The organism is Mycobacterium sp. ITM-2016-00318, from assembly GCF_002968285.2.
In the GTDB taxonomy this organism is placed as follows: domain Bacteria; phylum Actinomycetota; class Actinomycetes; order Mycobacteriales; family Mycobacteriaceae; genus Mycobacterium.
On record NZ_CP134400.1, the window covers coordinates 5,020,017 to 5,047,006 of the forward strand.

At 66.6% G+C, this 26,990-nt stretch carries 26 protein-coding genes, 1 tRNA gene, 1 other RNA gene and 1 pseudogene; 16 read left to right on the forward strand and 13 right to left on the reverse strand.

The window, feature by feature from the left end; translation table 11 throughout:
- The gene (locus tag C6A82_RS24730; RefSeq protein ID WP_105348336.1) at positions 1–1,266 is read right to left on the reverse strand and encodes an aspartate kinase; all 1,266 of its coding nucleotides are present in this window, start codon (positions 1,264–1,266) and stop codon (positions 1–3) included.
- Positions 1,267–1,353: 87 nt separating this feature from the next.
- Here C6A82_RS24730 and C6A82_RS24735 point away from each other — a divergent pair, with 87 nt between their 5' ends.
- Positions 1,354–1,953 (forward strand): nitroreductase family protein, encoded by a 600-nt coding sequence (locus tag C6A82_RS24735; RefSeq protein WP_105348338.1) that lies wholly within the window; start codon positions 1,354–1,356, stop codon positions 1,951–1,953.
- 8 nt (positions 1,954–1,961) lie between these two features.
- On the opposite strand, the gene C6A82_RS24740 is transcribed toward C6A82_RS24735, so the two are convergent.
- The gene (locus C6A82_RS24740; RefSeq protein WP_105348340.1) at positions 1,962–2,417 is read right to left on the reverse strand and encodes a hypothetical protein; all 456 of its coding nucleotides are present in this window, start codon (positions 2,415–2,417) and stop codon (positions 1,962–1,964) included.
- Between the two features lie 134 nt (positions 2,418–2,551).
- Between C6A82_RS24740 and C6A82_RS24745 the strand changes: the two genes are divergently transcribed.
- The 8 genes and pseudogenes from C6A82_RS24745 (at position 2,552) to leuA (ending at position 11,525) form a co-directional block, all read left to right on the forward strand.
- Positions 2,552–3,805, forward strand: a complete 1,254-nt coding sequence (locus C6A82_RS24745) for an ammonium transporter (RefSeq protein WP_105348359.1) — start codon at positions 2,552–2,554, stop codon at positions 3,803–3,805.
- Positions 3,806–3,915: 110 nt separating this feature from the next.
- Positions 3,916–5,223: a type III glutamate--ammonia ligase gene (glnT, locus tag C6A82_RS24750; protein ID WP_105348341.1), complete on the forward strand. Its 1,308-nt coding sequence runs from the start codon at positions 3,916–3,918 to the stop codon at positions 5,221–5,223.
- A gap of 26 nt (positions 5,224–5,249) precedes the next feature.
- Positions 5,250–6,146 (forward strand): glutamine amidotransferase, encoded by an 897-nt coding sequence (locus C6A82_RS24755; protein ID WP_105348343.1) that lies wholly within the window; start codon positions 5,250–5,252, stop codon positions 6,144–6,146.
- Entirely contained in the window at positions 6,134–6,820 is a 687-nt protein-coding gene (locus C6A82_RS24760) for a protein glxC (RefSeq protein ID WP_105348345.1), read from the forward strand. Before C6A82_RS24755 ends, C6A82_RS24760 begins: the two co-directional genes overlap by 13 nt.
- Positions 6,820–8,151 (forward strand): FMN-binding glutamate synthase family protein, encoded by a 1,332-nt coding sequence (locus C6A82_RS24765; RefSeq protein WP_105348346.1) that lies wholly within the window; start codon positions 6,820–6,822, stop codon positions 8,149–8,151. Before C6A82_RS24760 ends, C6A82_RS24765 begins: the two co-directional genes overlap by 1 nt.
- A complete protein-coding gene (locus tag C6A82_RS24770; RefSeq protein WP_105348348.1) occupies positions 8,148–9,335 on the forward strand; it encodes an FAD-binding oxidoreductase in 1,188 nt (395 codons plus the stop codon). The genes C6A82_RS24765 and C6A82_RS24770 overlap by 4 nt, the downstream gene beginning before the upstream one ends.
- 11 nt (positions 9,336–9,346) lie before the next feature.
- A pseudogene (locus C6A82_RS24775) lies at positions 9,347–9,448 on the forward strand (XRE family transcriptional regulator); the annotation flags it as partial.
- Positions 9,449–9,707: 259 nt separating this feature from the next.
- Positions 9,708–11,525: a 2-isopropylmalate synthase gene (gene leuA / locus C6A82_RS24780; protein ID WP_105348349.1), complete on the forward strand. Its 1,818-nt coding sequence runs from the start codon at positions 9,708–9,710 to the stop codon at positions 11,523–11,525.
- Here leuA and C6A82_RS24785 read toward each other — a convergent pair.
- From C6A82_RS24785 to C6A82_RS24795, 3 genes are read right to left on the reverse strand one after another with little or no spacing between them, the layout of a single operon-like run.
- Complete coding sequence (locus tag C6A82_RS24785) at positions 11,522–12,088, reverse strand: TetR/AcrR family transcriptional regulator (protein WP_105348351.1); 567 nt, start codon at positions 12,086–12,088, stop codon at positions 11,522–11,524. The two genes, leuA and C6A82_RS24785, sit on opposite strands and share 4 nt — an antisense overlap.
- Positions 12,088–12,537, reverse strand: coding sequence for a hypothetical protein (locus tag C6A82_RS24790; protein ID WP_105348353.1), 450 nt, complete (start codon positions 12,535–12,537; stop codon positions 12,088–12,090). Before C6A82_RS24790 ends, C6A82_RS24785 begins: the two co-directional genes overlap by 1 nt.
- A gap of 44 nt (positions 12,538–12,581) precedes the next feature.
- Positions 12,582–13,034, reverse strand: coding sequence for a VOC family protein (locus C6A82_RS24795; protein WP_311101523.1), 453 nt, complete (start codon positions 13,032–13,034; stop codon positions 12,582–12,584).
- A gap of 34 nt (positions 13,035–13,068) precedes the next feature.
- On the opposite strand from C6A82_RS24795, the gene C6A82_RS24800 reads away from it, so the two are divergent.
- Positions 13,069–14,331 (forward strand): cytochrome P450, encoded by a 1,263-nt coding sequence (locus C6A82_RS24800; protein ID WP_105341545.1) that lies wholly within the window; start codon positions 13,069–13,071, stop codon positions 14,329–14,331.
- A gap of 3 nt (positions 14,332–14,334) precedes the next feature.
- Here C6A82_RS24800 and C6A82_RS24805 read toward each other — a convergent pair whose 3' ends face one another.
- A complete protein-coding gene (locus tag C6A82_RS24805) occupies positions 14,335–15,324 on the reverse strand; it encodes a DEDDh family exonuclease (RefSeq protein ID WP_105341544.1) in 990 nt (329 codons plus the stop codon).
- A gap of 75 nt (positions 15,325–15,399) precedes the next feature.
- Between C6A82_RS24805 and C6A82_RS24810 the strand changes: the two genes are divergently transcribed.
- On the forward strand, positions 15,400–16,698 hold the full coding sequence (locus C6A82_RS24810) for a MurT ligase domain-containing protein (RefSeq protein ID WP_311101524.1): 1,299 nt from the start codon (positions 15,400–15,402) through the stop codon (positions 16,696–16,698).
- Positions 16,691–17,407, forward strand: coding sequence for a type 1 glutamine amidotransferase (locus C6A82_RS24815; RefSeq protein WP_105341675.1), 717 nt, complete (start codon positions 16,691–16,693; stop codon positions 17,405–17,407). The genes C6A82_RS24810 and C6A82_RS24815 overlap by 8 nt, the downstream gene beginning before the upstream one ends.
- Here C6A82_RS24815 and C6A82_RS24820 read toward each other — a convergent pair.
- The 3 genes from C6A82_RS24820 to C6A82_RS24830 form a co-directional block, all read right to left on the reverse strand.
- The gene (locus tag C6A82_RS24820; protein ID WP_105341673.1) at positions 17,369–18,229 is read right to left on the reverse strand and encodes a DUF559 domain-containing protein; all 861 of its coding nucleotides are present in this window, start codon (positions 18,227–18,229) and stop codon (positions 17,369–17,371) included. The genes C6A82_RS24815 and C6A82_RS24820 overlap by 39 nt on opposite strands.
- A gap of 94 nt (positions 18,230–18,323) precedes the next feature.
- Positions 18,324–18,935: a recombination mediator RecR gene (gene recR, locus C6A82_RS24825; RefSeq protein ID WP_105341672.1), complete on the reverse strand. Its 612-nt coding sequence runs from the start codon at positions 18,933–18,935 to the stop codon at positions 18,324–18,326.
- Between the two features lie 12 nt (positions 18,936–18,947).
- Positions 18,948–19,280 carry a YbaB/EbfC family nucleoid-associated protein gene (locus C6A82_RS24830; protein WP_105341670.1) on the reverse strand — a complete coding sequence of 111 codons (333 nt, stop codon included), beginning with the start codon at positions 19,278–19,280 and terminating at the stop codon, positions 18,948–18,950.
- 116 nt (positions 19,281–19,396) lie between these two features.
- Here C6A82_RS24830 and C6A82_RS24835 point away from each other — a divergent pair, with 116 nt between their 5' ends.
- Entirely contained in the window at positions 19,397–20,143 is a 747-nt protein-coding gene (locus C6A82_RS24835; RefSeq protein ID WP_105341676.1) for an Rv3717 family N-acetylmuramoyl-L-alanine amidase, read from the forward strand.
- Here the strand turns inward: C6A82_RS24835 and C6A82_RS24840 are convergent.
- Positions 20,140–20,580, reverse strand: coding sequence for an SRPBCC family protein (locus C6A82_RS24840; protein ID WP_105341668.1), 441 nt, complete (start codon positions 20,578–20,580; stop codon positions 20,140–20,142). The genes C6A82_RS24835 and C6A82_RS24840 overlap by 4 nt on opposite strands.
- A 64-nt stretch (positions 20,581–20,644) precedes the next feature.
- Between C6A82_RS24840 and C6A82_RS24845 the strand changes: the two genes are divergently transcribed.
- Positions 20,645–22,024, forward strand: coding sequence for an FAD-binding oxidoreductase (locus C6A82_RS24845; protein ID WP_311101525.1), 1,380 nt, complete (start codon positions 20,645–20,647; stop codon positions 22,022–22,024).
- Complete coding sequence (locus C6A82_RS24850) at positions 22,021–23,337, forward strand: class I SAM-dependent methyltransferase (protein WP_105341621.1); 1,317 nt, start codon at positions 22,021–22,023, stop codon at positions 23,335–23,337. Before C6A82_RS24845 ends, C6A82_RS24850 begins: the two co-directional genes overlap by 4 nt.
- Before the next feature lie 4 nt (positions 23,338–23,341).
- Here the strand turns inward: C6A82_RS24850 and C6A82_RS24855 are convergent, their stop codons facing one another.
- From C6A82_RS24855 to ffs, 3 genes are all read right to left on the reverse strand, one after another.
- The gene (locus C6A82_RS24855) at positions 23,342–25,201 is read right to left on the reverse strand and encodes a DNA polymerase III subunits gamma/tau (protein ID WP_105341623.1); all 1,860 of its coding nucleotides are present in this window, start codon (positions 25,199–25,201) and stop codon (positions 23,342–23,344) included.
- Between the two features lie 143 nt (positions 25,202–25,344).
- Positions 25,345–26,619 (reverse strand): aminotransferase class I/II-fold pyridoxal phosphate-dependent enzyme, encoded by a 1,275-nt coding sequence (locus C6A82_RS24860; RefSeq protein WP_105341511.1) that lies wholly within the window; start codon positions 26,617–26,619, stop codon positions 25,345–25,347.
- A gap of 28 nt (positions 26,620–26,647) precedes the next feature.
- Positions 26,648–26,742, reverse strand: an RNA gene (gene ffs, locus C6A82_RS24865) — signal recognition particle sRNA small type.
- A 139-nt stretch (positions 26,743–26,881) separates the two neighbouring features.
- Between ffs and C6A82_RS24870 the strand changes: the two genes are divergently transcribed.
- Positions 26,882–26,967 (forward strand) — tRNA-Ser (locus C6A82_RS24870).
- Positions 26,968–26,990 lie beyond the last annotated feature (23 nt).

A 26,990-nucleotide genomic window follows, 5' to 3' on the forward strand; every position in this document is an offset into this window, starting at 1 on the left:
CTACCGTCCTGTTCCCGCGTACACCACCGCGTCCTCGTCGCCGCCGAGACCGAACGCCTCGTGCAACGCCGAAACCGCCTTGTCCAGTTCGGTGTCCTTGACCAGCACCGAGATCCTGATCTCCGAGGTGGAGATCAGGTCGATGTTCACGCCGACGCCTGCCAGCGCCTCGCAGAAGGTCGCCGTGACGCCGGGATGGCTGCGCATGCCTGCGCCGATCAACGACACCTTGCCGATGTGGTCGTCGTAGAGCACCTTCGTGAAGCCGATCTCGCTTTGCAGCGACGTCAGCTTCTCCACCGCGCCGGGACCGCTGTCGCGCGAGCAGGTGAAGGTGATGTCGGTCTTGCCGTCCTCCACCTTCGAGATGTTCTGCAGCACCATGTCGATGTTCACATCGGCGTCGGCGACGGCGCGAAACACCTTGGCCGCGTAGCCAGGGACGTCGGGCAGCCCGACAACGGTGACCTTGGCCTCGCTGCGGTCATGTGCGACTCCGGTGAGGATGGCGTCTTCCATGGGGATGTCCTCGATCGATCCTTTGACGATGGTTCCTGGCTTGTCGGTGTATGACGACCGGACGTGAATCGGGACGTCGTAGCGGCGGGCGTACTCCACGCAGCGCAGCATCAGCACCTTCGCGCCTGCCGCCGCCATCTCGAGCATCTCCTCGAAGGACACGGTTTCCAGATGCCGCGCGTTCGGCACGATCCGCGGGTCGGCGGAGAAGATGCCGTCGACATCGGTATAGATCTCGCAGACATCGGCGTTCAGCGCCGCGGCCAGGGCGACGGCGGTGGTGTCCGAGCCGCCCCTGCCCAGCGTGGTGACGTCCTTGCTGTCCTGGCTGACGCCCTGAAACCCGGCGACCAGCACGATCAGACCCTCGTCGAGCGCCGAGCGCAACCTGCCGGGCGTGACGTCGATGATCTTGGCGTTGCCGTGCGTCCCGGTGGTGATCACACCCGCCTGCGATCCGGTGAACGACCTGGCCTGCGCGCCGAGGGAGTCGATGGCCATCGCGACCAGTGCGTTGGAGATTCGCTCGCCCGCCGTCAGGAGCATGTCCATTTCCCGTGCCGGCGGGGCCGGGCAGACCTGTCTGGCCAGGTCGAGCAGGTCGTCGGTGGTGTCGCCCATGGCCGAGACCACCACGACCACATCGTTGCCCTGCTTCTTGGTCTCCACGATGCGCTCAGCGACGCGGCGGATCCGTTCGGCGTCAGAAACCGATGATCCGCCGTACTTCTGCACGACGAGCGCCACTGTCGAAACCTCTCAGGTGTTCAAAGAAGATCCCACCAAGGATAAGGGGTTCGCGCACCTCATTTACTCCGCCGGTAGCGTCGGGCCATGGGCCGCGACTCCGCCAAGAAGGCCGACACCCGGGTGCCCATCCATCCCGACATCGCCGCACGGTGGAGCCCGAGGTTGTTCGACGCCGAGGCAATGCTGGACATCGAGGCGCTGGTGGCCGTGCTCGAGGCTGCGCGGTGGGCCGCCACCTGGGGACATCGTCAGCCGGTGCGGTTCATCGTCGGCCTGCGCGGAGACCACACCTTCGGCGCCATCACCGAGCTGCTGAAGCGCGGCAACCGCTACGCGCACGCGTCGGGCGCGCTGGTGATGGTGTGCGTCGACGAGGGCGAGGACGAGCGGACGGCCCGCTATGCGGCGGTCGACGCCGGCGCTGCGATGGCGCAGCTGACGATCGAGGCGGTGTCGCGCGGATTGATCGCCCACCCGATGGCCGGGTTCGACGCCGACGGCGCGCGCGAGGTGTTCGGCATTCCGGCGGGCGTGCAGCCGATTGCGGTGGTGGCGGTCGGATCGCTCGGCGACTACGACAACGCGCCGCAGGAGATCGTCGAACGCGACGCGCAGGGTCGACAGCGCCTGCCGCTGGACGAGGTCGCGTTCGCAGGCAGCTGGGGCACGCCGTTGTCGTTATAGAAGGCGCCTCATCCGCAGGCGTCGGACAGCTTCTTCAGTGAGTCGGCGATCTGGGTGTTGAGCAAGTCCATCTGGAACACCGCGGGAGGTGCGGGCGCGCCCGGGGCTTGCGACTGGGCTGCGATACGGACCTCGGAGAACTTGCCGACGAACTCGTTCGCGAGGCTGGCGAGCTGGGTGGCGTCGCGTGCGAGCTCGGGTTCGTGCACGTTCTGCGCCCGCTCGGCGACGCCGTCGGCCCACGCCTGGTAGGCGCCTTCCTCGGCGACCGTCGGGACGCCCTTGGAATCAGCGGTCTTCGACGCGATCTGCTCGGCCTGCGCCGTGTTGAACGCCAGCACGTCCTTCACCGGTCGGCACTCCTCCGACGACGGGCCGAAAAGGCCCAGCCGGGACACCGCAAGGGCGACCACCGCGATCACCACCGCGGCGATGGTGAACGTCCAGCGGCGAGCGAGTCTCATCGCAGCGACTCTACGTTCGGCCGACAATTAACACTTACGCAACAAGCTGAAACCGTCCACGTAACAGAAACATCGGTTACTGCCAGTGATCGGCCAACGGAAGGCCGCAACCACTGATGGAGATGTATATGGACGTGGATACAGGAACCACAGCTTTCATGCTGTGTTGCATCATCGGCCTCACGCTGATGATCCCCGGGCTCGCGCTGTTCTACGGCGGCATGGTGTCCGTCAAGAGTTCGACCAACATGATGATGATGACGTTCGGCTCCGTCGCGATCGTCGGCGTGCTGTGGGTGCTGTTCGGCTTCTCGATGACCTTCGGCACTTCCTACGGCGGATTCGTCGGCGACGTCTTCGAATTCGCCGGGATGAAGGACCTGCTGGAGTCAAACACGACGATCAGCGGGTTACCGATAACACTGTTCGCCTTGTTCCAGGCGTTGTTCGCGGCGATCACCGTCGCCCTGATCTCGGGTGCGGTCGCCGACCGGATGAAGTTCGGCGCGTGGATGGTCTTCGCGGCGGCCTGGGCGGTCCTGGTGTATTTCCCTGTCGCGCACTGGGTTTTCGCCTTCGACGGCGTGGTGACCGAGAACTCCGTCGGCGGCTGGATCGCCAATAGCCTGAAGGCTATCGACTTCGCGGGTGGCACCGCGGTGCACATCAATGCCGGCGCCGCCGCGCTGGCCGTCGCGATCGTGCTCGGCAAGTCCGCAGGCTGGGGCAAGCTGCGCAAACCGCACAACGTGCCGCTGACACTGCTCGGTGCGGGCCTGCTGTGGGCCGGTTGGTACGCCTTCAACGGCGGATCGGCTCTGGCCGCGGGCAACTCCGCCGCCATCGTCATGGTCACCACGTTCGTCGCCACCTGTGCCGCCACGCTGGCCTGGATCGCGGTCGAGAAGATCAAGGACGGCCACGTCACCGGCGTCGGCGCGGCCTCAGGGGCCATCACCGGACTGGTCGCGATCACACCCGCCTGCGGTGCGGTCACGCCGGTCGGAGCGATCATCCTCGGCGCGATCGCGGGCGTCATCTGTGTCTACGCGGTCGGGCTCAAGGCGCGCTTCGGCTACGACGACTCCCTCGACGTGGTCGGCGTCCACCTCGTCGGCGGCGTCGTCGGCACTCTGCTGATCGGCTTCCTCGCCAGCGAAAGCATGCCCAACGCCACGAACGGACTGTTCTACGGCGGCGGTTTCGATCAGCTGTGGCGGCAGGCGGTCGCGGCAGGTGCGGTGATGGTCTACTCGTTCGTCGTCGCGGGCATCATCGCCTTCGTGATCAAGAAGACGATGGGCATCCGCATCTCGCCCGACGAAGAAGAAAAGGGCATCGACGCGGCGTTCCATCGCGAAGCGTCGTACGAACTGGCACCTGCCTGACCCAAGCCCCGGCCGGCGCGGCGACCCACTCGCCCGCGCCGGCCGGTTTGGTCGGCGCCGTGTTTCCTCACGTGATGCTTCGATTCATACCAAGAGAACAAGGCCCAGACATGCCCACCGACCTCGCCGCAATGGCCAACGAGTCCGGGACGAAGTTCATCCTCGCGCTGTTCGTCGACCTGCGCGGGAAACCGTGCGCCAAGCTCGTCCCTGTCGAGGCCGTCGAGCTGCTGGCCACCGAGGGCGTCGGCTTCGCCGGGTACGCCGCCGGCGCGATCGGCCAGGAGCCCAAAGACCCTGACCTGATGGCGATTCCGGATCCGACGTCGTTCACCCCGATCCCGTTCATCAAGGACGGGCTGGCCATTGTTCATTGCGATCCGCATGTCAACGGCGAGCCGTGGCCGTATGCACCGCGGGTCATCCTGAAGTCGCTGGTCCAGCGTGCCGCCGACGCCGGGTTCGAGCCGTGGGTCGGCGCGGAAGTCGAGTATTTTCTGCTGCACCGCGGTACCGACGGCAGTCTGTCGGTCGCCGACACCGCCGACACCGCTGACCAACCGTGTTACGACGCCCGCGGCGTCACCCGGATGTATGACCACCTCACCTCGATCTCCACCGCGATGAACCGACTGGGCTGGTCAAACTACGCCAACGATCACGAGGACGGCAACGGTCAATTCGAGCAGAACTTCGAGTACTCCGATGCGCTGACGACCGCGGATCGCGTTGTGACACTGCGCTATCTGTTGTCCGTGATGGCGGCCGAGCGCGGCATGGTCGCAACGTTCATGCCGAAACCCTTCGCCGACAAGACCGGCAGCGGATTGCATCTGCACCTGTCCCTCACCAGCGCGGGCAATCACGTCTTCCCCGCTGACGACGACGCGCGCGGGCTCGGGCTGTCCGACACCGCATACGCCTTCGTCGGCGGCATCTTGGAACATGCATGTGCGCTACAGGCAGTGGTGGCACCGACGGTCAACTCCTACAAGCGAACCGGAGCGGTGACGACATCGTCGGGTGCGTCATGGGCACCGAGGATGCCAACATACGGCGGCAACGACCGCACCCACTACATCCGGGTGCCCGATTCCTCGCGTGTCGAACTGCGCGGCGGCGACGGTTCGGCGAACCCGTACCTGGCCATAGCGGCAGCGCTGGGGGCGGGCATCGACGGGATCAAGCGCAGCACGGACCCCGGCGCCGTCGGGGACGGCAGCACCGGACGGCCGCTGCCACCGACGTTGTTGCACGCCGTCGACGAGTTCGAGGCCGACCCGGTGATCACCGGTGTCCTCGACGCCGCGGGCGATGGTGTCGCGTCGTACTTCGCCAAAGTCAAGCGCGACGAGTTCTTCTCCTACCACAGCGCCGTCACGCCGTGGGAGATCGACAACTACCTGACCGCCTTCTGATATCGGAATACGAAGGGAGTCAACACATGTGCGGGATCGTCGGATTGCACCTGCGTGCCCCCGACCTCTACCCGCGGTTGGGGGAACTGCTCACGGGAATGCTGTGCGAGATGGGCAACCGCGGCAGCGACTCGAGTGGCGTCGCCGTCTACGGCGATCCGACCTGGTCGCCGCCGGGACGCGGGGCTGTCTCGTTGGTCAACCTTCCCGATGACGCCGACAGCGTGGCCTCGACGGTGAGCAGGCCTCTCGGCGGCTCCGTCGATGTGGTGACCGTCGGCACCAGTTACCTGCTGACCGCCGACGTCACCTCCGAGGTGCTGCTGGACGTGGTCAAGGCGGCCTACCCCCGGGCGCTGATCGCAGGCTTCGGGACTGACATGGCCGTCCTCAAGGGAGTTGGAGACCCCCGGACGTTGACCGATGCATGGGGTCTGGCCACAGCGCAGGGCTGGCAGGGAGTCGGCCACACCAGGATGGCGACCGAGTCCGCCGTCACACCCGCCGGTTGCCATCCCTACACCGTGGGACCCGGGCAGTGCATGGTGCACAACGGCTCATTCGCGAATCACGCCACCATCCGGCGCCGACTACGCTCCGCGGGAATCGCTTTCGACAGCGAGAACGACACCGAAGTGGGCGCTCGCTTCATCACCAAGCAGCTTGCCGACGGTCGCGACGTCGAGTCGGCGCTCAAGGAACTCTGTGCGACGTTCGACGGCTTCTACACGCTGCTGGTGTCCGACCGGGATTCGTTCGCGGTGGTCCGCGACGCCATCGCGTGCAAGCCGGCGGTGATCGCCGAGACCGACGACTGGGTGGCGGTCGGCAGCGAATACCGCGCACTGGCAGGACTTCCCGGTGTCGAGAAGGCCATCATCTGGGAGCCGGAACCGGAGGTGATCTACGCATGGACTCGGTGACCGCCTTCGACCTGCGCGCCACCCCGCTGCGGGAGGTGAATTCGGCGCTGCACACTCCGGGGCTGTCCGTTGAATTCGTCATCACCCATCCCGACGGCGCCCACAATGTCGCCGTCGGTGTCAACGCACCGGTGCAGATCACCGTCGAAGGACACGTCGGCTACTACGCCGCCGGGATGAATCAGCAAGCCGAGATCACGATCAACGGCAATGCGGGCACCGGGGTCGCCGAGAACATGATGAGCGGCTCAGTGTGGGTGAAGGGCGACGCATCACAATCCGCCGGAGCGAGCGCACACGGCGGTCTGCTGGTCATCGAGGGCAATGCCGCTGCACGCTGCGGGATCTCGATGAAGGGTATCGACGTCGTGGTGGGCGGGAACGTCGGCCACATGAGCGCATTCATGGCGCAGGCAGGTCGGCTGGTGATCCGGGGCGATGCGGGCAAGGCGCTCGGCGACTCGATCTACGAGGCTCGCATCTACGTACGCGGCGAGGTCGCCTCGCTCGGCGCGGACTGCATCGCCAAGGAGACGGCCGACGAACACCGTCAGGAGCTCGAACATCTGCTCAAGGCAGCAGGTTTCGAAGGTGACGACATCAGCGCATACACTCGCTACGGCTCGGCTCGCTCCCTGTATCACTTCCATGTCGACAACGCTGCGAGCTACTGATGACCTACACCGCTGACGATCGTGCCCGCCTCGGCCTGCGCGAGTCCGCGACCTTCGACCGCCAGACCATCGCCGCCATCCACCGCGCGGCGGAGACCGGTATCTACGACATTCGCGGCTGGGGCGCCAAAAGACCGCTACCGCACTTCGACGACCTGCTCTTCCTCGGCGCGTCGATGTCGCGCTATCCGTTGGAGGGCTACCGCGAACGCTGCGGCACCGATGTCGTCCTCGGCGGTCGGCACGCCGAACACCCGCTTCGCCTTGACATTCCGGTCACGATCGCCGGGATGTCATTCGGCGCCCTGTCCGGTCCGGCGAAGGAGGCGCTCGGGCGCGGAGCAAGCGAGGTCGGCACGTCGACCACCACGGGCGACGGCGGCATGACGGCCGAGGAGCGCGGCCAGAGCAAGTACCTGGTCTACCAGTACCTGCCGTCGCGCTACGGCATGAATCCCGACGACCTCCGCAAGGCGGATGCGATCGAGGTGGTGCTCGGCCAGGGCGCCAAACCCGGCGGCGGCGGAATGCTGCTCGGCCAGAAGATTTCCCCGCGTGTGGCGGGGATGCGAACGCTGCCTGAGGGCATCGACCAACGGTCGGCGTGCAGGCACCCGGACTGGACGGGGCCGGACGACCTGACGATCAAGATCCGCGAGTTGCGGGAGATCACCGACTGGGAGAAGCCGATCTACGTCAAGGTCGGCGCCACCCGCACCTACTACGACGTGAAGCTGGCCGTGCACGCGGGCGCAGACGTCGTCGTGGTCGACGGCATGCAGGGCGGCACCGCTGCCACCCAGGAAGTCTTCATCGAGCACGTCGGGGTGCCGACGCTGGCCGCCGTGCCCGAGGCGGTGCAGGCGCTCCAAGAGCTCGACGCGCACCGTAACGGTGTGCAGCTCATCGTGTCCGGCGGTATCCGCACCGGCGCCGACGTGGCCAAGGCGATCGCGCTCGGCGCCGACGCCGTGGCGATCGGCACCGCGGCGCTGATCGCGCTGGGCGACAATCACCCCCGCCACGACTCCGAGTACCAGCGACTCGGCAGCGCGGCGGGCTTCTTCGACGATTTTCAGGACGGCACCGATCCCGCGGGCATCAGCACGCAGGACCCAGAGCTGGCAGCGCGGTTCGACCCCGTCGAGGGTGGCCGCAGGCTGGCGAACTATCTGCGGGTACTGACGATGGAGGCGCAGACCATCGCGCGGGCGTGCGGCAAGGCTCATGTGCTCCGCCTCGAGCCCGAAGATCTGGTCGCCGTGACCATCGAAGCCGCGGCCATGGCGCGGGTGCCGCTGGCGGGCACCGACTGGATCCCTGGCCGATGAGCGAGACGGCCGACGTTGTCGTCGTCGGCGGCGGCATCGAAGGTGCGGCGGCCGCGTGGGCACTGAGCCAACGCGGTGTGGCCGATGTTCTTGTCGCAGAACGCAATACCGTCGGGTCCGGCATGACAGGCAAATCGAGCGGAATCGTACGGTGTCATTACGGGGTCAGCTCGCTCGCCGCGATGGCCGCTGTCGGCCTCGAGGTGTTCGAGAAAGCCGACGAGATGTTCGGCACCGACATCGGGTTTCGCCAGACCGGATACGTGGTCGGTGTCGGCGAGCCGAACGTCGACTCGCTGCGCAAGAGCCTCGCCGCGCAACGTGCGGTCGGCGTGCAGACCGAGGAGATCGGTCACTCCGACGTCGCCGCGATGTGGCCGTTCGCCGACCTGACCCCGTTCGCCGCTTTCGGCTGGGAATCGCGCGGCGGCTACGGCGACGCCTATCAAACCGCGCAGGCGTTCGCGGCCTCCGCACGGTCTGCCGGTGTGCGGATCCGCCAGGGCACAACGGTCGCAGAACTGTTGATCGACAGCGACACGGTCACCGGCATCCGGCTCGCCGACGGCGCCACGGTGTCGGCGGGAACCGTCGTCGTAGCCACCGGCGTCTGGACGAAGCCCTTCCTCGAGCCGTACGGCTTCGACGTACCGATCCGCGTGGTCCGTGAGCAGATCGTCACCATCGACCCCGGGGTCGAAACGGCCGGCGTCCCGGTGTTCTCCGATCTGGTATCGCTGCAATACGTTCGCCCTGAGGTGGGCGGCGACATCCTCTTCGGGAACAGCGACCTGTCCGATGTCGAGGAAGTCGACCCCGACAGGTACCTCAATCGGGCGACGGAAGCCTTCGTCGACCTCACCGTGAACAAGGTCGGCACGCGGTTTCCCGGCTTCGGCGGCGCGACGATCCGGGCCAGCTACGCCGGATGCTATGACGTCACGCCGGACTGGAATCCGGTGATCGGCGCGACACCGATCGGTGGTCTGTTCGTCGCCGCGGGTTTCAGCGGCCACGGCTTCAAGATCGCGCCCGCGGTCGGCAGGCTGGTCGCCGATCTCGTCGTCGACGGCCGTAGCGCCGACCCTCGCATACCGGAGTCCGACTTCAGGCTCGCCCGGTTCGCCGAGAACGATCTGCTCAAGACGCCGTATCCGTACGTCGGCGCTGGACAGATGCGCTAGAGAGGACTGGCATGAGCGACCTTCCGCTCCTGAGGAACAAGTCCGGCACCGCGCGCGACCGGGATCCCAGCGCGCCGGTCGACGACCTCGAATTCGAGGCCGCTTCCTCTCGGTGATCGCCTTCCCCGATTCGCAGGTCTAGCAGCCGCCGATTCTGCTGAGAGATCGCCCAACAGCACGAAATCGCGATCTCCTTGCAGAATCGACGCGGACAAAGCGGGTTTTGTCAGGCGCGAGCTGCGGAGTATGGTGGTCGACGTGCAGCGGGTGCTCCTTCTCGGCAGCCGCGACGGGGTCTGAACCAGACTGGCTTCCCGTCGCGGGTAGTCGCGATGCGCCGGTCGAGTCCCTATTACTCCCGGAGCAAACACCGTGACCACCTTCTCGAAATCCAACCCGGATTCGCCTGACGCCTTCGCGTCGGTACGCCAGATCACCAAGCCGTCCGGCCCGGCCCACCCCGGTCAGCCTGCGTGGAACACCCAACGCGGATCGGCGATGCCGGTCAACCGCTATCGCAGTTTCGCCGACGAGGTCGAGTCCGTCGCTCTGACCGACCGAACCTGGCCTGACAAAATCATCGACCGGTCCCCCATGTGGTGTGCGGTCGACCTTCGCGACGGCAATCAGGCGCTGATCGACCCGATGAGCCCACAGCGCAAGCGACGCATGTTCGACCTCCTCGTCCGCATGGGTTACAAGGAGATCGAGGTCGGCTTCCCCTCGGCCAGCCAGACCGACTTCGACTTCGTCCGCGACATCATCACCGAGGGCGCCATCCCCGACGACGTCACCATCCAGGTGCTGACGCAGTGTCGGCCCGAGCTGATCGAGCGGACGTTTTTGGCGTGCGAAGGCGCACCGCGCGCCATCGTGCACTTCTACAACTCGACGTCGATCCTACAGCGCCGCGTGGTGTTCAAAGCCGATCGCGAGGCGGTGAAGGCGATCGCGACCGACGGAGCACGCAAGTGCGTCGAGGAGGCCGAGAAGTATCCCGGCACGCTGTGGCGCTACGAGTACAGCCCGGAGTCCTACACCGGCACCGAGCTGGACTACGCCGTCGACGTCTGCAACTCGGTCGCCGACATCGTCAAGCCGACTCCCGATGTGCCGCTGATCGTCAACCTGCCCGCGACCGTCGAGATGGCGACGCCGAACGTCTATGCCGACTCGATCGAGTGGATGCACCGAAATCTGAACCCTCGGGACTCGATCATCCTGAGCCTGCACCCGCACAACGATCGCGGAACAGCCGTGGCTGCAGCCGAATTGGGTTATCAGGCCGGCGCCGACCGGATCGAGGGCTGCCTGTTCGGCAACGGTGAGCGCACCGGCAACGTCTGCATCGTCACGCTCGGGCTGAACCTGTTCTCCCGTGGCATCGACCCACAGATCGACTTCTCCAACATCGACGAGGTCCGGCGCACCGTCGAGTACTGCAACCAGCTGCCCGTACCCGAACGTCATCCCTACGGTGGCGATCTCGTTTACACCGCGTTCTCGGGCAGCCACCAGGACGCGATCAACAAGGGTCTCGACGCGATGAAGGTGTCCGCCGACGAACAGGACGCCGATGTCGACGACATCCTCTGGCAGGTGCCGTATCTGCCGATCGACCCGCGTGATGTGGGGCGCACCTACGAGGCTGTCATCCGGGTGAACTCGCAGTCCGGCAAGGGCGGCGTCGCCTACATCATGAAGGCCGACCACGGGCTGGTGCTGCCGCGGCGTCTGCAGATCGAGTTCAGCCAGGCGATCCAGAAGATCACCGACGGTGAGGGCGGGGAGGTGTCGCCGAAGGAGATGTGGGACGTCTTCGCCGAGGAATACCTCACGCCGGTCCGCCCGCTGGAGCGCATCCGGCAGACGGTGACCGCATCGGAGGTCGACGGCGGCACCGACACCATCGAGGCCGTCGTGAAGGTCGACGGGGCCGAGCACGAGATCGTCGGCGCGGGTAACGGTCCGCTCGCGGCGTTCGTGGATGCGCTGGGCGCCATCGGAATCGACGTATCGGTGCTGGATTACTCCGAGCACGCCCTGTCGGCCGGCGAAGAGGCTCAGGCCGCGGCATACGTCGAAGCCTCTGTCGGCGGTAGAACGGTGTGGGGTGTCGGTATCGCGACGTCGATCACCACCGCATGGCTTCGCGCAGTCGTGTCGGCGGTCAACCGCGCCGCGCGCTAATCCAGGAAGGCGCTCAGCAGCCGGTCCACGAAACCGGCGGCATCCTGCGTGCCCGGTTCGGGCGCGAGGGTGAGGTTGCTGAACACAAACCCGTTCAGCACTCTGCTGAGTTCGTCCATCCGCTCCGGCGTCACGGTGAAGCCGGCGGCCTCGAATATGAGTGTCGCCGACTTCACCGCGGCGGCCTGGAGTTCTCTCATCAGCGGTTGCAGTTCTTCTCGGCGGGTGCTTTCCATGAACAGCTCGAATCGCGCCAATGTCCAGCGACGCAACTGTTCGTCGACCTCGAGCATGCGAATAAGCAAAACCCGCAGCGTATCTCGGGACATCGGTCCGACCGTCGACTGCAGTGCGCCGACACGCCGCCAATGCAGGTCCACCGTTCTGGCGGCGGTCGCCTCGAGGAGTGCCTGCCTGGTGCGGAAGTAGTTCGACGTGGTGCCGGCGGGCACACCGGCGCGACTGTCGACCTGCCGATGCGTCAGACCCCCGACGCCGTCATCACACAGGATGTCGATTGCCGCGTCGAGGATCTGGTTACGACGTTCCGGGTTGGGTGGCATCAGTTCCTATAGTGCAGCCTGGAGAACATCGTGAGAAGCGCAGCGTAGAACGGAAACAACAGGTAGCTGAACCACACCGGGAAGAAGTCGAAATAGAAGTCGACGTTGTCGCGCACCACGCCGAAATAGACGTGCATCGGCACACTGAGCCCGATGTAGACGAGCGACCACGTGAAGAACACCCTGTGGGCTCTGGTCGCGAATTCGACGCGACGCCACAGCAGTATGCCCGTGATCGCTGCGTAGGTCATCGGCACCAGCAACACCTTGTCCGTCGCGGGTGTCATCACGTACTGCAGGGTGGTTTCGTCGCCGAAGATGACGCGACAGAGGTGCATGCAAAGGCCCATCGCGATGGTGACGATCGCTGCTTCGCGGAAGAAATAGCCGTGTTGCCGGAAGCTACTGCGAAGGGATGGCTCGCGTACTACATCTGTAGTGGTTGTCATGCACCGACGGTACCACTACACCTGTAGTGCTCGTCAAGACTGGTTTATGGCTTCGCCGGGAGATTGGCCAGCCAGCTGTCGGGGAGCAGCTCGATCAGCTGCCCGTCCGGGTCACGGATCATCGCGAAATGCTCAGAGTTCGCACCCTCGACAAGAGACCCGCCGAAGGCTTCCACCTGCGCTAACACGCCTTCCAGATCGGACACCGACAGCGAGATGTGCGTCAGGCCGACCTCGTCCATCACCCGCTTCTCGCGTACCTGCGCCTTGCGCTGCGAATAATCGATCAGCTCGAGTACGAAGCCGTCGCGGACCAGGTACGTCGCCCGGACTCCGATCGGGCCGTCGAGCTGCAGAAGCGCGGCGGTGCCCTCGTCGGGCAGATCGAGGTCCCACCAGAACTGAAAGCCGAGCAACTCCTCGTAGAAGCGGCGCGACCGGTCGCGGTCGGTGACGCACAGCCCGACGTGGTTGAAGACCGTTCGGAAATTCGACACGACTCCGCCTCTCTAAACCTGCAAAGATAGCGCAATGGGCCGCCCGGACGTCAGCAGCGACGCGACCCTGAACTTCGATCATCACTGCGACGACTACCAGCGCAACGAGCTCGCGATCAACGCCGACCTGCGCAACCGGTGCCCGGTCGCATGGAATGAGAACTACGGCGGGTTCTGGTTCGTCACCGGCTATGACGCCGTCGCGGCGGTGGCGCGCGACGGCGAAACGTTCGCGCACAAGTACGAGCCCGACGCTCCCGACGGAGTCAGCTATCAGGGCGAGATGGGGGTCCCGCGCCCCGAAGGCCAACCGCCACTTGGCATCGGCGAGGTCGACGGCCCGTATCACCTGGCGCTGCGACGGGCGCTCACCCCCTTCTTCTCCACCGGCGCCGTCGAGAGGATGCGGCCGTTCATGGAGCAGTCGGTCCACTGGTTCCTCGACCAGCGGATCGCCGACGGGCGGATGGACCTCGTGAATGACTATGCCAGCCCGGTGCCCGCAATCCTCACCATGCGGTTGATGGGCCTGCCGTTGGACGACTGGCAGCGCTACGCCGACCTGTTCCACTCGGTGATGGCCGCGAACGGCGGCGACGACTACAACAGCGCGATCGCCGAGGTGCCCGGGATGCTCGACGGACTGCTGAGATTCATCGCGGCCCGCCGGGCGGAACCGCGCGACGACCTGACGAGTTTCCTCACTGCGTTCGACATCGACGGCAGGTACCTGACTGACACCCAACTGCTCGACATCCTGTGGAACCTCATCGGCGGCGGAGTCGACACCACGACGTCGCTGACGGCGCTGAGCCTGCTGCACCTCGGTACTCATCCGGAACTGCGCTCGCGGCTCATCGAGCGGCCGGAGCTGTATCGCAGTGCGGCGGAAGAGTTTCTGCGGTTCTTCTCCGTCAACAAGCAGCTGAGCCGCACCGTCAGCCGCGACACCGTGCTCGGCGGCCAACCTTTGCGGCGAAACGACCGGCTGCTGATCAGTTGGATCAGTGCCAACCACGACGAATCCGAGTTCCACTGTCCTGGCGAGGTGATGCTCGACCGCTCACCCAACCACCACGTCGCGTTCGGGCTTGGACCGCACCGATGCATCGGTGCACCGCTTGCGCGCGTCATGTTCGAGGTGATGGTCAGGGCCGTGCTGGAACGCATGCCCGACTACGAGATCGACCTCGACGGCGTCGAGCGGTACGCGGGCAACCCGACGATGGACGGGGTGGGCAGGCTTCCCGTGACGTTCAAGCCCGGACTGTCGCTGGGCACACCGCCCCCCCAGTGAGTCCTAGAAGAGAGCGAACTGGCCGCCGTCGAGGGTGTGGTCGGTGAACTCCTCGATGTCGGTTCCCGCGACCACGCCCTCGAGGCACGCCATGAAGTCGGCATCGGAGACCAGCGGCACGCCGAGCTCTCCTGCCTGATACCCCCTGCCCTGCTCGGGCTCAGGCACGTTGCAGATCACCAACGACGTTTCCGGGTCGATGGTGTCGGTGTAGGCCAAGCCTGCGTGCACGATGCGCTCGACGAGTTCCTCGTGGGTGCGCGACACTTCGGCCGACAGCGCGACCCGCATCCCCTGCACGAGCGGACGCCCGTGGACGTAGCGGCCGGGGTTGAGGTACGGGCACGGCATGCGCGACGCGATCATCTTGAGTGGGCGCAGCTCGTCGTGGGTGACAAGCCCACTTGGCCAGGTATGGCGCTCCACCGGCCGCAGCGGCAGCCAGACCTTGCGTTCCCGCGCGCGCACCAGCGCCGGTTTGAGGATCTGCGCCAACACCAGCGCGTCGTCCAGCGCATCGTGCGGCTTCATCTGGCTGATTCCCCAATGTGCCGCCAGCGTCTCCAGGCGCATGTTGTCGCAGTCGAGGCCAAGGCGTCGGGCGAGCTCGACGGTGCACATGACGCTGTCGATCGGCAGCTCGACCGCGGCGAGTTCGGCCTCCGCGGCCAGGAACGAATAGTCGAAGTTCACGTTGTGGGCGACCAGGGTGCGACCGCGCAACACCTCGATCAGCTTTGGCGCGACGTCGGCGAAGGTCGGCTGACCGGATAGCATCTCCGCGGTCAGGCCGTGCACGTGGGTGGGTCCTGGATCGACGCCTGGATTCAACAGGCTCGCGACGCTGCGCTCGACGTTTCCGTCGTCGCCGACGGCGAGGGCCGCCACGCTGACCACGCGAGCGTGGCCCGGTCGGAAGCCGGTCGTCTCGACGTCGACGACCGCCCAACCCTCGCCGGGCTCGGCGGCGGGCCGGCCCCACGTGTGGCTCACAAGATCAGGATGGCACGAGCGGCTGACAAGCCTCGGCCGCTGAGGTTGCGTGTCGGCCACATAAAATGCACACCAATGGTCACAGCTCGTGGACGAATCGCGCTGGCGGCCGGCTCCGCCGCACGCTGGTCGTCGCGGGTGACCGGTCGGGGTGCAGGCGCGATGATCGGCGGTCTGGTGTCGATGACGCTGGACAAATCGATCCTGCGCCAGCTCGGCGCGGGCCGCTCGACGGTCATCGTCACCGGCACCAACGGCAAGTCCACGACCACCCGGATGACGGCGGCCGCGCTCGGCACCCGCGGCCCCGTCGCCACCAACGCCGAGGGCGCCAACATGGACGCGGGCCTGGTCGCGGCACTCGCCGCCGCCCCTGACGCAGGCCTGGCGGCTCTTGAGGTAGACGAGATGCACGTGCCGCACGTCGCCGACGCGGTGAACCCGGCGGTGATCGTCCTGTTGAACCTGTCCCGCGATCAGCTCGACCGGGTCGGTGAGATCAACCACATCGAGCGCACGCTGCGGGCCGGGCTCGCGCGCCACCCCGACACCGTCGTCGTCGCCAACTGTGACGACGTGCTGATGACGTCAGCGGCCTACGACAGCCGCAATGTCGTATGGGTCGCCGCGGGCGGCGGCTGGGCCAACGACTCGGTGAGCTGCCCGCGCAGCGGCGAGATCATCGTCCGCGACGGCTACCACTGGTACTCCACGGGAACGGATTTCAAGCGACCGACCCCGCAATGGTGGTACGACGACGCGAACATCTACGGTCCCGAAGGGTTCTCGGTGCCGATGCAGCTCGCGCTGCCGGGAACCGTCAACCGCGGCAACGCAACTCAGGCGGTGGCCGCCGCCGTCGCACTGGGCGCCGACCCGGGGGCAGCGGTGACAGCGGCCTCCGGCGTCGACGAGGTCGCCGGCCGGTACAGCACCGTGCAACTGGGCACGCACACCGTGCGGATGCTGCTCGCCAAGAACCCGGCGGGCTGGCAGGAGGCGCTGTCGATGGTCGACACCGACGCCGGCTCGGTGGTGATCTCGGTCAACGGCCAGGTGCCCGACGGCGAGGATCTGTCGTGGCTGTGGGACGTCAACTTCGAACATTTCGTGAACCATCCGGTGGTGGCCGCGGGTGAGCGCGGTACGGACCTTGCGGTGCGGCTCGGCTATGCGGGCGTCGAGCACACGTTGGTGCACAACGCCGTCGAGGCGATCACGTCGTGCCCGCCAGGCCATGTCGAGGTCGTCGCGAACTACACCGCGTTCCTGCAACTGAATCGCACCTTGGGACGAGGCGGCCGTGGTCCCAGGGGGCTGGAGCGATGGGCCCACACCCGCAGGGTAGGGGACGACTCGGGGGAAGATGGCTGACTCGACGGTACGGATCGGCCTGGTGCTGCCCGATGTGATGGGCACATACGGCGACGGCGGTAACTCCGTGGTGATGCGGCAACGGTTGCGGCTCAGGGGTTTCGACGCCGAGATCGTCAATATCACGCTCGACGATCCGGTGCCGTCCACCCTGGACCTGTACACGCTCGGCGGCGCGGAGGACTATGCGCAGCGCCTCGCGACGCGGCACCTGATCCGCTATCCGGGCCTGCAGGAGGCCGCGGCCAAGGGCGCGCCGGTGGTGGCGATCTGCGCGGCGATCCAGGTGCTGGGGCACTGGTATGAGACGTCTGCCGGTGAACGGGTCGACGGTGTCGGACTGCTGGACCTGACGACGTCGCCGCAGCCGAAGCGAACCATCGGCGAGGTGGTGAGCCAGCCGCTGCTGCCCGGCCTCACCGACCGGCTGACCGGCTTCGAGAACCACCGGGGCGGAACGGTTCTAGGGTCCAATGCGCAGCCGTTGGCCACGGTGATCTCCGGTGCGGGCAACCGGGAGGGCGACGGAATCGACGGCGCCGTGCAGGGCAGCGTCGTCGCCACGTATCTTCACGGCCCGTGCCTCGCGCGCAATCCGCAGCTGGCGGACCGTATGTTGGCGCAGGTCGTCGGCGACCTCGCACCGCTGGAACTGCCCGAGGTGGACCTGCTACGCCGCGAACGGCTCGCCGCACCCCGCCGCGTGTAGCGCGTCACCGACTCTGGCCAGCCAATCGTGCGGGCTGTCTTCGGCGATCACCCGGATAACGGTCCAGCCGAGTGCTTCCAGCATCCGCAGCCGCGCAATGTCCTTGACGTACTGCTTGCGATCTTTGCGGTGGTGATCACCGTCGTATTCCACCGCGACCATGAAGTCCCGCCAGCCCATGTCTAGGTATGCGACCGGCTGCGTGGACCTGGCCAGCACGGGTATCTGCGTCTCCGGACGCGGAAACCCCGCGTCGTGCAGCCACAATCGCGTCATGCTCTCGCGCGGTGACTCTGCGCCTCCGTCGACCAGCGGAAGCAGTTCGCGGAGTTGGCGCACGTTCCTGGCGCGCGGGTACCGCTCGGCAAGTGCGAGCACCGCATCGGGCGAGAACTTCTGGTTCCACATCAGCGCGTCCAACCGCGCCAACGCCTCTGGTCTGTCCAGATGGCGACCCAGATCGAACGCCGTGCGAACCCTGGTCGTGACGGGCAATCCGGATCTTCTCGTGATTTCATCGTCGGCGACTCGTTCCGCGCGGGCGACCAAGCCGTCCTGGGGTGCGCATTTCACACCGAGGAGCTCGATCGGCACCGTTGGGTCCACCCATGGGGCGCCATGGAGAGCCGACGCCGCCACCCCGGCCACGGCTCCCCGCCGACGCGATGCGAGCCAGGCACCTATGGCGCGATCCCGCAGGGACGCCTCACGCTCCTTGGGTATGTACACGCCGCGATACAGCTTCGTGTACCAACGGCGCAGTTCGTGACGGGTCACCACTCCGGCCGCGACGGCTTCGCCACCCAATATCACCTGACTCATGACTGCATCGTGCAGGCAGGCACCGACAACGCTCGAGATCCGAGTTTTGTAGCGAAAGTGCGAGAGAACGTCTACAAAAGTCGACTTTCACGAATCACGTCAGGGCGCGGCGGCCGGAGAGCGCCCGGCCGAGCGTCAGCTCGTCGGCGAACTCCAGGTCGCCACCCATCGGCAGACCCGACGCGATGCGCGTGACGGCGAGCCCGGGGATGTCGCGAAGCATCCGAACCAGATAGGTGGCTGTCGCCTCACCCTCGGTGTTGGGGTCGGTCGCGATGATCACCTCGGCGATATCGACGCCGTCGACTCGCTCGCCAATCCTGTTGAGAAGCTCGCGAATTCGCAGCTGCTCAGGACCGACACCGGATAGCGGGTCAAGCGCGCCACCGAGTATGTGGTAGCGGCCGCGGAACTCGCGGGTGCGCTCGACGGCCTGCACGTCCTTCGGCTCCTCGACCACGCACACCAGCGACGCGTCGCGGCGCGGGTCCAAGCAGATCCGGCAGCGGTCGTCGTCGGAGACGTTTCCGCACACCGCGCAGAACCTGACCCCGTCGCGCACCTTGTTGAGCACCGCGGTCAGCCGGTCGATGTCCGGAGGCTCGACCGAGAGCAGGTGAAATGCGATGCGCTGCGCACTCTTCGGGCCGATGCCCGGTAGCTTGCCCAGTTCGTCGATGAGGTCCTGGACCGGTCCCTCAAACATAGCGGCTCAAACTCACACGCCTGGTAGACCCAGATCGCCCATGCCGCCCGCCAGCGGCCCGAGTCGTTCCTGGGCCAGCAGGGTGACCTGGCGGGCCGCATCGGCGTGCGCGCCGACGAGCAGGTCCTGCAGCGTTTCGACGTCGTTCGGGTCGACGACCTTCGGATCGATCGACACGCCGACGACCTCGCCGCTGCCCTTCATGGTGACCTGAACCAGACCGCCGCCGGCCTGCCCGTGCACCTCGGTGTTGGCCAGCAGTTCCTGGGCCTCCATCAGCTTCTGCTGAACCTGTTGCGCCTGCGCGAGGAGCGCCGACATGTCGGGCTGGCCTCCGGGTTGCATGATTGGTCCCCTTGCGTGTTGGTAACTACGTGGTCTCGACTTGGTTGCGCTCGCCGGTACGCAGCGTTTCGGTCTTTCAAGCGTAGACGCCCAGCGGCTACGTTGGCGCCGTGCGTGTGTCAGCGACCCTTCGTGTCGGCGCGACTGCGGCTGCCTGCCTAGTCGTCGCGGGGTCGACGCTCGCCGCCCCGATCTCCGCCGCGCCCGCCAACATCAGGGGCATGGTCGTGTTTCTCGACCCCGGCCACAACGGCGCCAACGACAGCTCTATCAGCCGCCAGGTGCCCACCGGCCGCGGCGGGACCAAGAACTGCCAGGAAAGCGGCACGTCGACGGGCGACGGCTATCCCGAACACAGCTTCACCTGGGAGACCACGCTGCGGATCCGCCAGAAGCTGACCGCGTTGGGCGTGCGGACCGCGATGTCGCGCGGCAACGACACCGGCCTCGGCCCCTGCGTCGACGAGCGCGCCGCGATGGCCAACTCGCTGAAACCCAATGCCATCGTCAGCGTCCACGCCGACGGCGGCCCGTCCACCGGCCGCGGATTCCACGTGCTGTACTCGTCGCCGCCGCTCAATCAGGCCCAGGCGGGCCCGTCGGTGCAGTTCGCCACGGTGATGCGCGACCAGCTGCGTGCCGCGGGCCTGGTGCCCTCGACCTACGTCGGGAGCGACGGCCTCAACCCGCGCTCCGATATCGCGGGTCTGAACCTGGCGCAGTACCCGTCGGTTCTCGTCGAGCTGGGCAATATGAAGAACCCCGCCGACGCGGGCCTGATCACCACACCCGAGGGCCGGCAAAAATACGCCGACGCGGTGGTCAACGGCATCGCGGGCTTCCTCGGCGCGCAGCCGCGTTAGCTGCTTTCGACGGCCTTCTTCAGGTTGTCCAGCACCTGGGCCTGAATCTTCTTCAACCCCAACGGCGCGAAAGTCTTCTCGAAGAAGCCGCCGATGCCTCCGGCGCCCTGCCATGACGTCTTGACCGTGACCGACGAGCCGGGCCCCGACGGTGCGACGGTCCAGTTGGTGACCATCGAGCTGTTGGCGTCCTTCTCGATGACGGTGTGGCCTGCCACGTCGACTGAGGCCTTGACGTCGCGGACCCGCGACTTCGTCGCCTGCAACTTCCAGGTCGCCACGGTGCCCGCACCCTGACCGCCTTCGAGCACGGCGTAATCACGGTAGTGCTCCGAGAGGATCTTCGGGCGAACCGTTGTGTAATCCGACACAGCCGCCAACACCTTCTCCGGCGTGGCGTCGATCAAGACGCTGCTCGACGCGCTGACCTGTCCCATCTCCTGTGACTCCCCTCTTCGTGGTGCGGTCGCATCAGCCGCAACCGCGGACTAGCGTATATGCGTGTCTGTTTCGGCAACCGAGGCGCGTGCTGCCCACGCCGCGGGTGTGCAGCGACTCCTTGACAGCTATCGCGCGATCCCTCCGACGGCGACCGTCCGGCTGGCCAAATCGACGTCCAACCTGTTCCGCAAGCGGGCCAAGAGCAACGCCAAGGGCCTGGACACCTCGGGGCTGACGGGCGTGATCGAGGTGGATCCGGACGCGCGGACCGCCGACGTCGCGGGCATGTGCACCTATGAAGATCTCGTCGCCGCGACGCTCCCGTATGGCCTGTCGCCGCTGGTCGTTCCGCAGCTGAAGACCATCACGCTCGGCGGTGCGGTCACCGGGCTCGGCATCGAGTCGACGTCATTCCGCAACGGCCTGCCGCACGAGTCGGTGCTCGAGATGGACATCCTCACCGGAGCGGGCGACGTCGTCACGGCGTCGCAGGAAGAAAACTCTGATCTGTTTCGCGCCTTCCCGAATTCGTATGGCACGCTGGGCTATTCGGTCCGGCTGAAGATCGAGCTGGAGCCGGTGAAGCCGTTCGTCGCCCTGAAGCACCTGCGATTTCACTCGCTCCAGGACCTGGTCGCGGCGATGGAACGGATCATCGAAACCGGCGGTCTCGACGGCACACCGGTCGACTACCTCGACGGCGTGGTGTTCAGCCCCGACGAGAGCTACCTGTGTGTCGGCGTGCAGACCTCGACGCCGGGACACGTCAGCGACTACACCGGCCGCGAGATCTACTACCGGTCGATCCAGCACTCCGCCGGCGAGAAGCACGACCGGCTGACCATCCACGACTACCTGTGGCGATGGGACACCGATTGGTTCTGGTGTTCACGCGCGTTCGGCGCGCAGAACCCGACGATCCGGCGGTTCTGGCCGCGGCGCTACCGACGCAGCAGCTTCTACTGGAAGTTGATCGGCTACGACCAGCGCTTCAACATCGCCGACCGCATCGAGAAGCGCAAGGGGCGTCCGCCGCTCGAACGCGTGGTCCAGGACATCGAGGTGCCGATCGAACGGTGCGTGGACTTCCTCGACTGGTTCACCGGGAACGTGCCCATCGAGCCGATCTGGCTGTGCCCGCTGCGTTTGCGCGGCGAGGCGAGCTGGCCGCTGTACCCGATCCGGCCGCATCACACCTACGTCAACGTGGGTTTTTGGTCGTCGGTGCCGGTCGGCCCGGAGGACGGTTACACCAACAGGCTGATAGAACATGAGGTCAGCAAGCTCGATGGGCACAAGTCGCTGTATTCCGACGCCTTCTATTCACAGGAAGAGTTCGACGAGCTCTACGGCGGGGAAACCTACAAAATCGTCAAGAAGGCCTACGATCCGGATTCACGTCTCCTCGATCTATACGCGAAGGCGGTGCAACGAAAATGACGACGGACAAAGAACATGCGGCAAGTGCGCCGCCCAGGAAGCTGGCGCTCGCCGAGATCCTGGAGATCTTCGCCGGAGGTGGCCGGATTCCGCTGCGGTTCACCGCATACGACGGAAGCACGGCCGGGCCCGACGACGCAGGCCTCGGTCTGGACTTGCTGACACCCCGCGGCACGACCTATCTGGCAACCGCACCCGGTGAGCTCGGGCTGGTCAGGGCCTACGTCTCCGGTGACGTCGACCCGCACGGCGTGCATCCCGGCGACCCCTACGAACTGCTGCGGGCGCTGGCCGACAAAATGGACTTCAAGCGGCCCTCTGCACGGGTGCTGGCCAACATCGTCCGTTCCATCGGCTTCGAGCACCTCAAGCCGATCGCGCCCCCGCCGCAGGAGGCGCTGCCCCGTTGGCGCCGTATCGCAGAAGGCTTGCGGCACAGCAAGACCCGCGACGCCGAGGCCATTCATCACCACTACGACGTATCGAACACGTTCTACGAGTGGGTGCTCGGCCCGTCGATGACCTACACGTGCGCCTGCTATCCGAATCCGGAGGCGTCGTTGGAGGAGGCGCAGGACAACAAATACCGGCTGGTGTTCGACAAGTTGCGGCTGCAACCGGGCCATCGACTGCTGGACGTCGGCTGCGGCTGGGGCGGCATGGTCCGCTACGCGGCCCGGCACGGCGTCAAGGCCGTCGGCGTGACGCTGTCGAGGGAACAGGCGCTGTGGGCGCAGAAGGCCATCGCCGAGGAGGGGCTGACCGATCTCGCGGAGGTGCGCCACGGCGATTACCGCGACGTCTCCGAAACCGGGTTCGACGCGGTGTCCTCGATCGGATTGACTGAGCACATCGGCGTGCACAACTATCCGGCGTACTTCGGCTTCCTGCAGTCCAGGATGCGCACCGGCGCATTGCTGCTCAACCACTGCATCACCCGGCCCGACAACCGCACCGGCGCAACGGCGGGCGGCTTCATCGACCGCTACGTCTTCCCCGACGGAGAGCTGACCGGCTCGGGCCGCATCATCAGCGAAGCCCAGGACGTCGGCCTCGAGGTCGTGCACGAGGAGAACCTTCGTCACCACTACGCCTTGACCCTGCGTGACTGGTGCCGCAACCTCGTCGACCACTGGGACGAAGCCGTCGAGGAGGTCGGCCTGGCCACCGCCAAGGTGTGGGGTCTCTACATGGCGGGCTCGCGGCTCGGGTTCGAGACCAATGTCGTTCAGCTGCACCAGGTTCTGGCGGTCAAGCTCGACGAGGACGGCAACGACGGCGGGCTTCCGCTGCGGCCGTGGTGGACCGCCTGAGGGGCTAGCCGCCGTCGATCCGGCGGGCGCCGAGTTCGTTCTGCAGTAGTTCGAGCGCGGCCTCTTCCGGATCGCGACGCTCCGTCTCGGCGTTGTCGCTGCCGGCCTCGGCCAGCATGCTGTCCTCTTCGCTGCGGGCGACGTCCCCTGCGGGTGTCTCCGCGGTGCCTGCGTCAGAGGGAGATCCGACCTCGTAGCGCACCTTGAGCCCGATGCCGAGCGCGTCCTTCAACGCTTCCTCGACGACGTCGGTGTTGCGCTGTTCGTTCAGCCGCTTCGCCAGCGGCGCCGACTCATGGTTCAACAGCAGCGTGCCGCCGTAGACGGTGCGCACCACCGCCCCGGCCAGCATGACCGCAAGCGAACGGCTGCGTTCGCGCACCTTCTCCAGCACGGTGGCCCACTGTCTGCGGATCGCTGCCGCGTCGGGTTCCCCTGGGACCGGGGCGGCGGGTGTGGGCGGTGCCTCGACCACCGGCTCTGACGGCGGTCGCAGTGGCGGCGGCGACGGCGGAGGCGCAGGCTCGACCGGCTTCGGCGCGGGCTCGGGACTCGACACCGGTGCGGGTGCGGGCTCCTTGACTTCGGGCGCGGCCTCCGGCGCAGGTTCCGACTTGTCCGACGGCTGCGACCTGCTCCTACGGGTGAACTGTTTCGCAGGCGCGCCCGCGGCGGATCCGGCGCCGCTTGCACCGTCGGCGGGAATCGACATGTCGAGACGCGTCTCGATGCGCTCGATCCGTTGCAGCAGAGCCGATTCCGTATCGCTTGCCGACGGCAGCAGCAGCCGCGCGCACACCACTTCCAGCAGCAGGCGCGGCGCGGTGGCGCCGCGCATCTCGCCGAGGCCGGCGTGCACCACCTCGGCGTAGCGGGTCAGCGTGCCCGCGCCGATGCGCGCGGCTTGATCGCGCATCCGATCGAGCACGTCGCCGGGTGCGTCGACGACTCCTCGCGCGGCGGCGTCGGGCACCGCCTGCAGGACGATCAGGTCGCGGAAGCGTTCCAGCAGATCGGTGGCGAACCGACGCGGATCGTGTCCCGCGTCGATGACGCCCTCGACCGCGCCGAACAGCGCAGCCGCATCGCCCGGGGCCAGCGCGTCGATCGCGTCGTCGATCAGCGCGACGTCGGTGGCACCCAGCAGTGAGAGCGCCCGCGGATAGAGCACCCGGTTGCCGTCAGCACCGGCCAGTAACTGGTCGAGCACCGAGAGGGTGTCGCGGGGCGACCCGCCGCCGGCGCGGATCACCAGCGGGTAGACGGTTTCGTCGACCTCGACGCCCTCCTGCTCGCAGATTCGCTCCAGCAACGAGCGCATGGTGCGCGGCGCCAGCAGCCGGAACGGGTAATGGTGGGTACGCGAGCGGATGGTTGGCAGCACCTTCTCGGGTTCGGTGGTCGCGAACACGAAGATGAGGTGGTCGGGCGGCTCCTCGACGATCTTCAGCAGCGCATTGAAGCCCGCGGTGGTGACCATGTGCGCTTCGTCGATGATGAAGATGCGGTAGCGCGACTGCGCCGGTGCGTAGAACGCGCGGTCGCGTAGCTCGCGCGTGTCGTCGACGCCGCCGTGGCTGGCCGCGTCGAGTTCGACGACGTCGACGCTGCCCGGCCCGTTCGGCGCGAGCGCGACGCACGAGTCGCAGACGCCGCACGGCGTCGCGGTGGGGCCCTGCTCGCAGTTCAGCGAGCGGGCCAGGATCCGCGCCGACGACGTCTTTCCGCAGCCGCGCGGGCCGGAGAACAGATAGGCGTGGTTGATGCGGCCTGCCGTGAGCGCGGTCGACAGCGGATCGGTGACGTGCTCCTGGCCGACCACGTCGGCGAATGTCGACGGACGGTACTTGCGGTAGAGCGCCACGCTCAGCAGGCTACCCAGCCGAGCGGACAGTCGGGCGGCGCGGCCGGTCCTGCACGGCGAGCGCTCACACCTGTACGGTTTCCGCGGCCTGTTTTGTACAACGATGAGCGCTCGCGGCTGGGACCGTCACCCGCTGGCCAGACTCAGTCCTTGAGCAGGGCTTCGGTTGCGGCGAGCAGCGCGCAGGTGGAGAGGCCGTGGATGGCCTCGCGCAGGTCGGGCAGCGACGGGAACGTCGGAGCGATTCGAATGTTCTTGTCCTCCGGGTCTTTCCGATACGGAAACGACGCGCCCGCCTCGGTGACGGCGATGCCGGCGTCCTTCGCAAGCGACACCGTGCGCTTGGCGGTGCCCGGCCAGACGTCGAGGTTGACGAAGTAGCCGCCCTTCGGGTCCGTCCACGACGCGATCTTCGACTCGCCGAGCCGGTCTCCGAGGATTTCCTGGACCAACGCGAACTTCGGCGCGAGCTGCTGCTGATGGCGCTGCATCTGCCGCCGCACCCCGTCGGCGTCCTTGAAGAACCGTAGATGCCGCAATTGGTTGACCTTGTCGGGTCCGATCGACTTCTTGCCTGCGTGCTGCAGATACCACGCGATGTTGGCCAGCGATCCGCCGAAGAAGCTCACACCGGCACCCGCGAAGGTGATCTTGGAGGTGGACGCGAACACCAACGGCCGGTTCTGGTTGCCTGCCGCCGCGGCCAACCCGAGGATGTCGATCTGCTGGACCGTGTCGTGAGTGAGGGTGTGCACCGCGTACGCGTTGTCCCAGAGCAACCGGAAATCTGAGGCAGCCGTGCGCATTTGGACCAACCGACGCACCTTCTCCCAGGAGAACGTGACGCCGGTCGGGTTGGAGAACACCGGCACGCACCACATGCCCTTGATCGCCGGGTCGGCGGCGACGAGCTCTTCGATCAGGTCGACGTCGGGGCCGTCTTCGAGCATCGGGATGTTGATCATCTCGATGCCGAGGCTCTCGGTGATCGCGAAGTGCCGGTCGTAGCCGGGCACCGGACACAGGAACTTGACGACCGGTTCGGCGACCCAGGGCCGCGGCGAATCCACCCCGCCATGGAGCAGCGAAAACACCACCACGTCGTGCATCAATTCGAGGCTGGCGTTGTTGCCCGCGATCAGGTTCTGCACCGGGATGCCGAGCAGCTCGCCGAAGATGGCCCGCAGTTCGGGCAGGCCGTGCAGGCCGCCGTAGTTGCGCGTGTCGGTGCCGTCGCCGTCGCGGTAGTCGTCGCCGGGGAGGCTCAGCAGCGCGTTGGACAGGTCGAGCTGCGCGGGTGCCGGCTTCCCGCGGGTCAGATCCAGTTTGAGCTGCTTGGCCTGCAGGTCGGCGTAGCCCGCCTTCTGCTTGTCGTGCTGCGCCTGCAATTCCTCACGGCCAAGCGAGTGAAACGACACGATGCGCGTCCTCAATGTCGGGAAAAGAAAAAGGGGACCCCGCGCACCCGACAGAGCCCATTGACCCTTGCTGCCTTCCGGCCCTGGGGGAGTTCACAGGATAGACGCCGCGCGGGGTCCACGGAGAGTGTAATACGTGGTCTCCGGCGGGCAGGTTGGAGCGGTGGGGGTGCCCCCAGCCCGAAGGGCAAGGGGGACGACTGGGGGATCGGCAGCGGCGGGCTGGGACGGCGTATTGGGCAGGTCGGTTACCATGGCCCGCGGAGGATTCGCCTAGTGGCCTATGGCGCTCGCCTGGAACGCGGGTTGGGTTAATAGCCCTCGCGGGTTCAAATCCCGCATCCTCCGCACTGGGTCCGAGGGGCGACCAG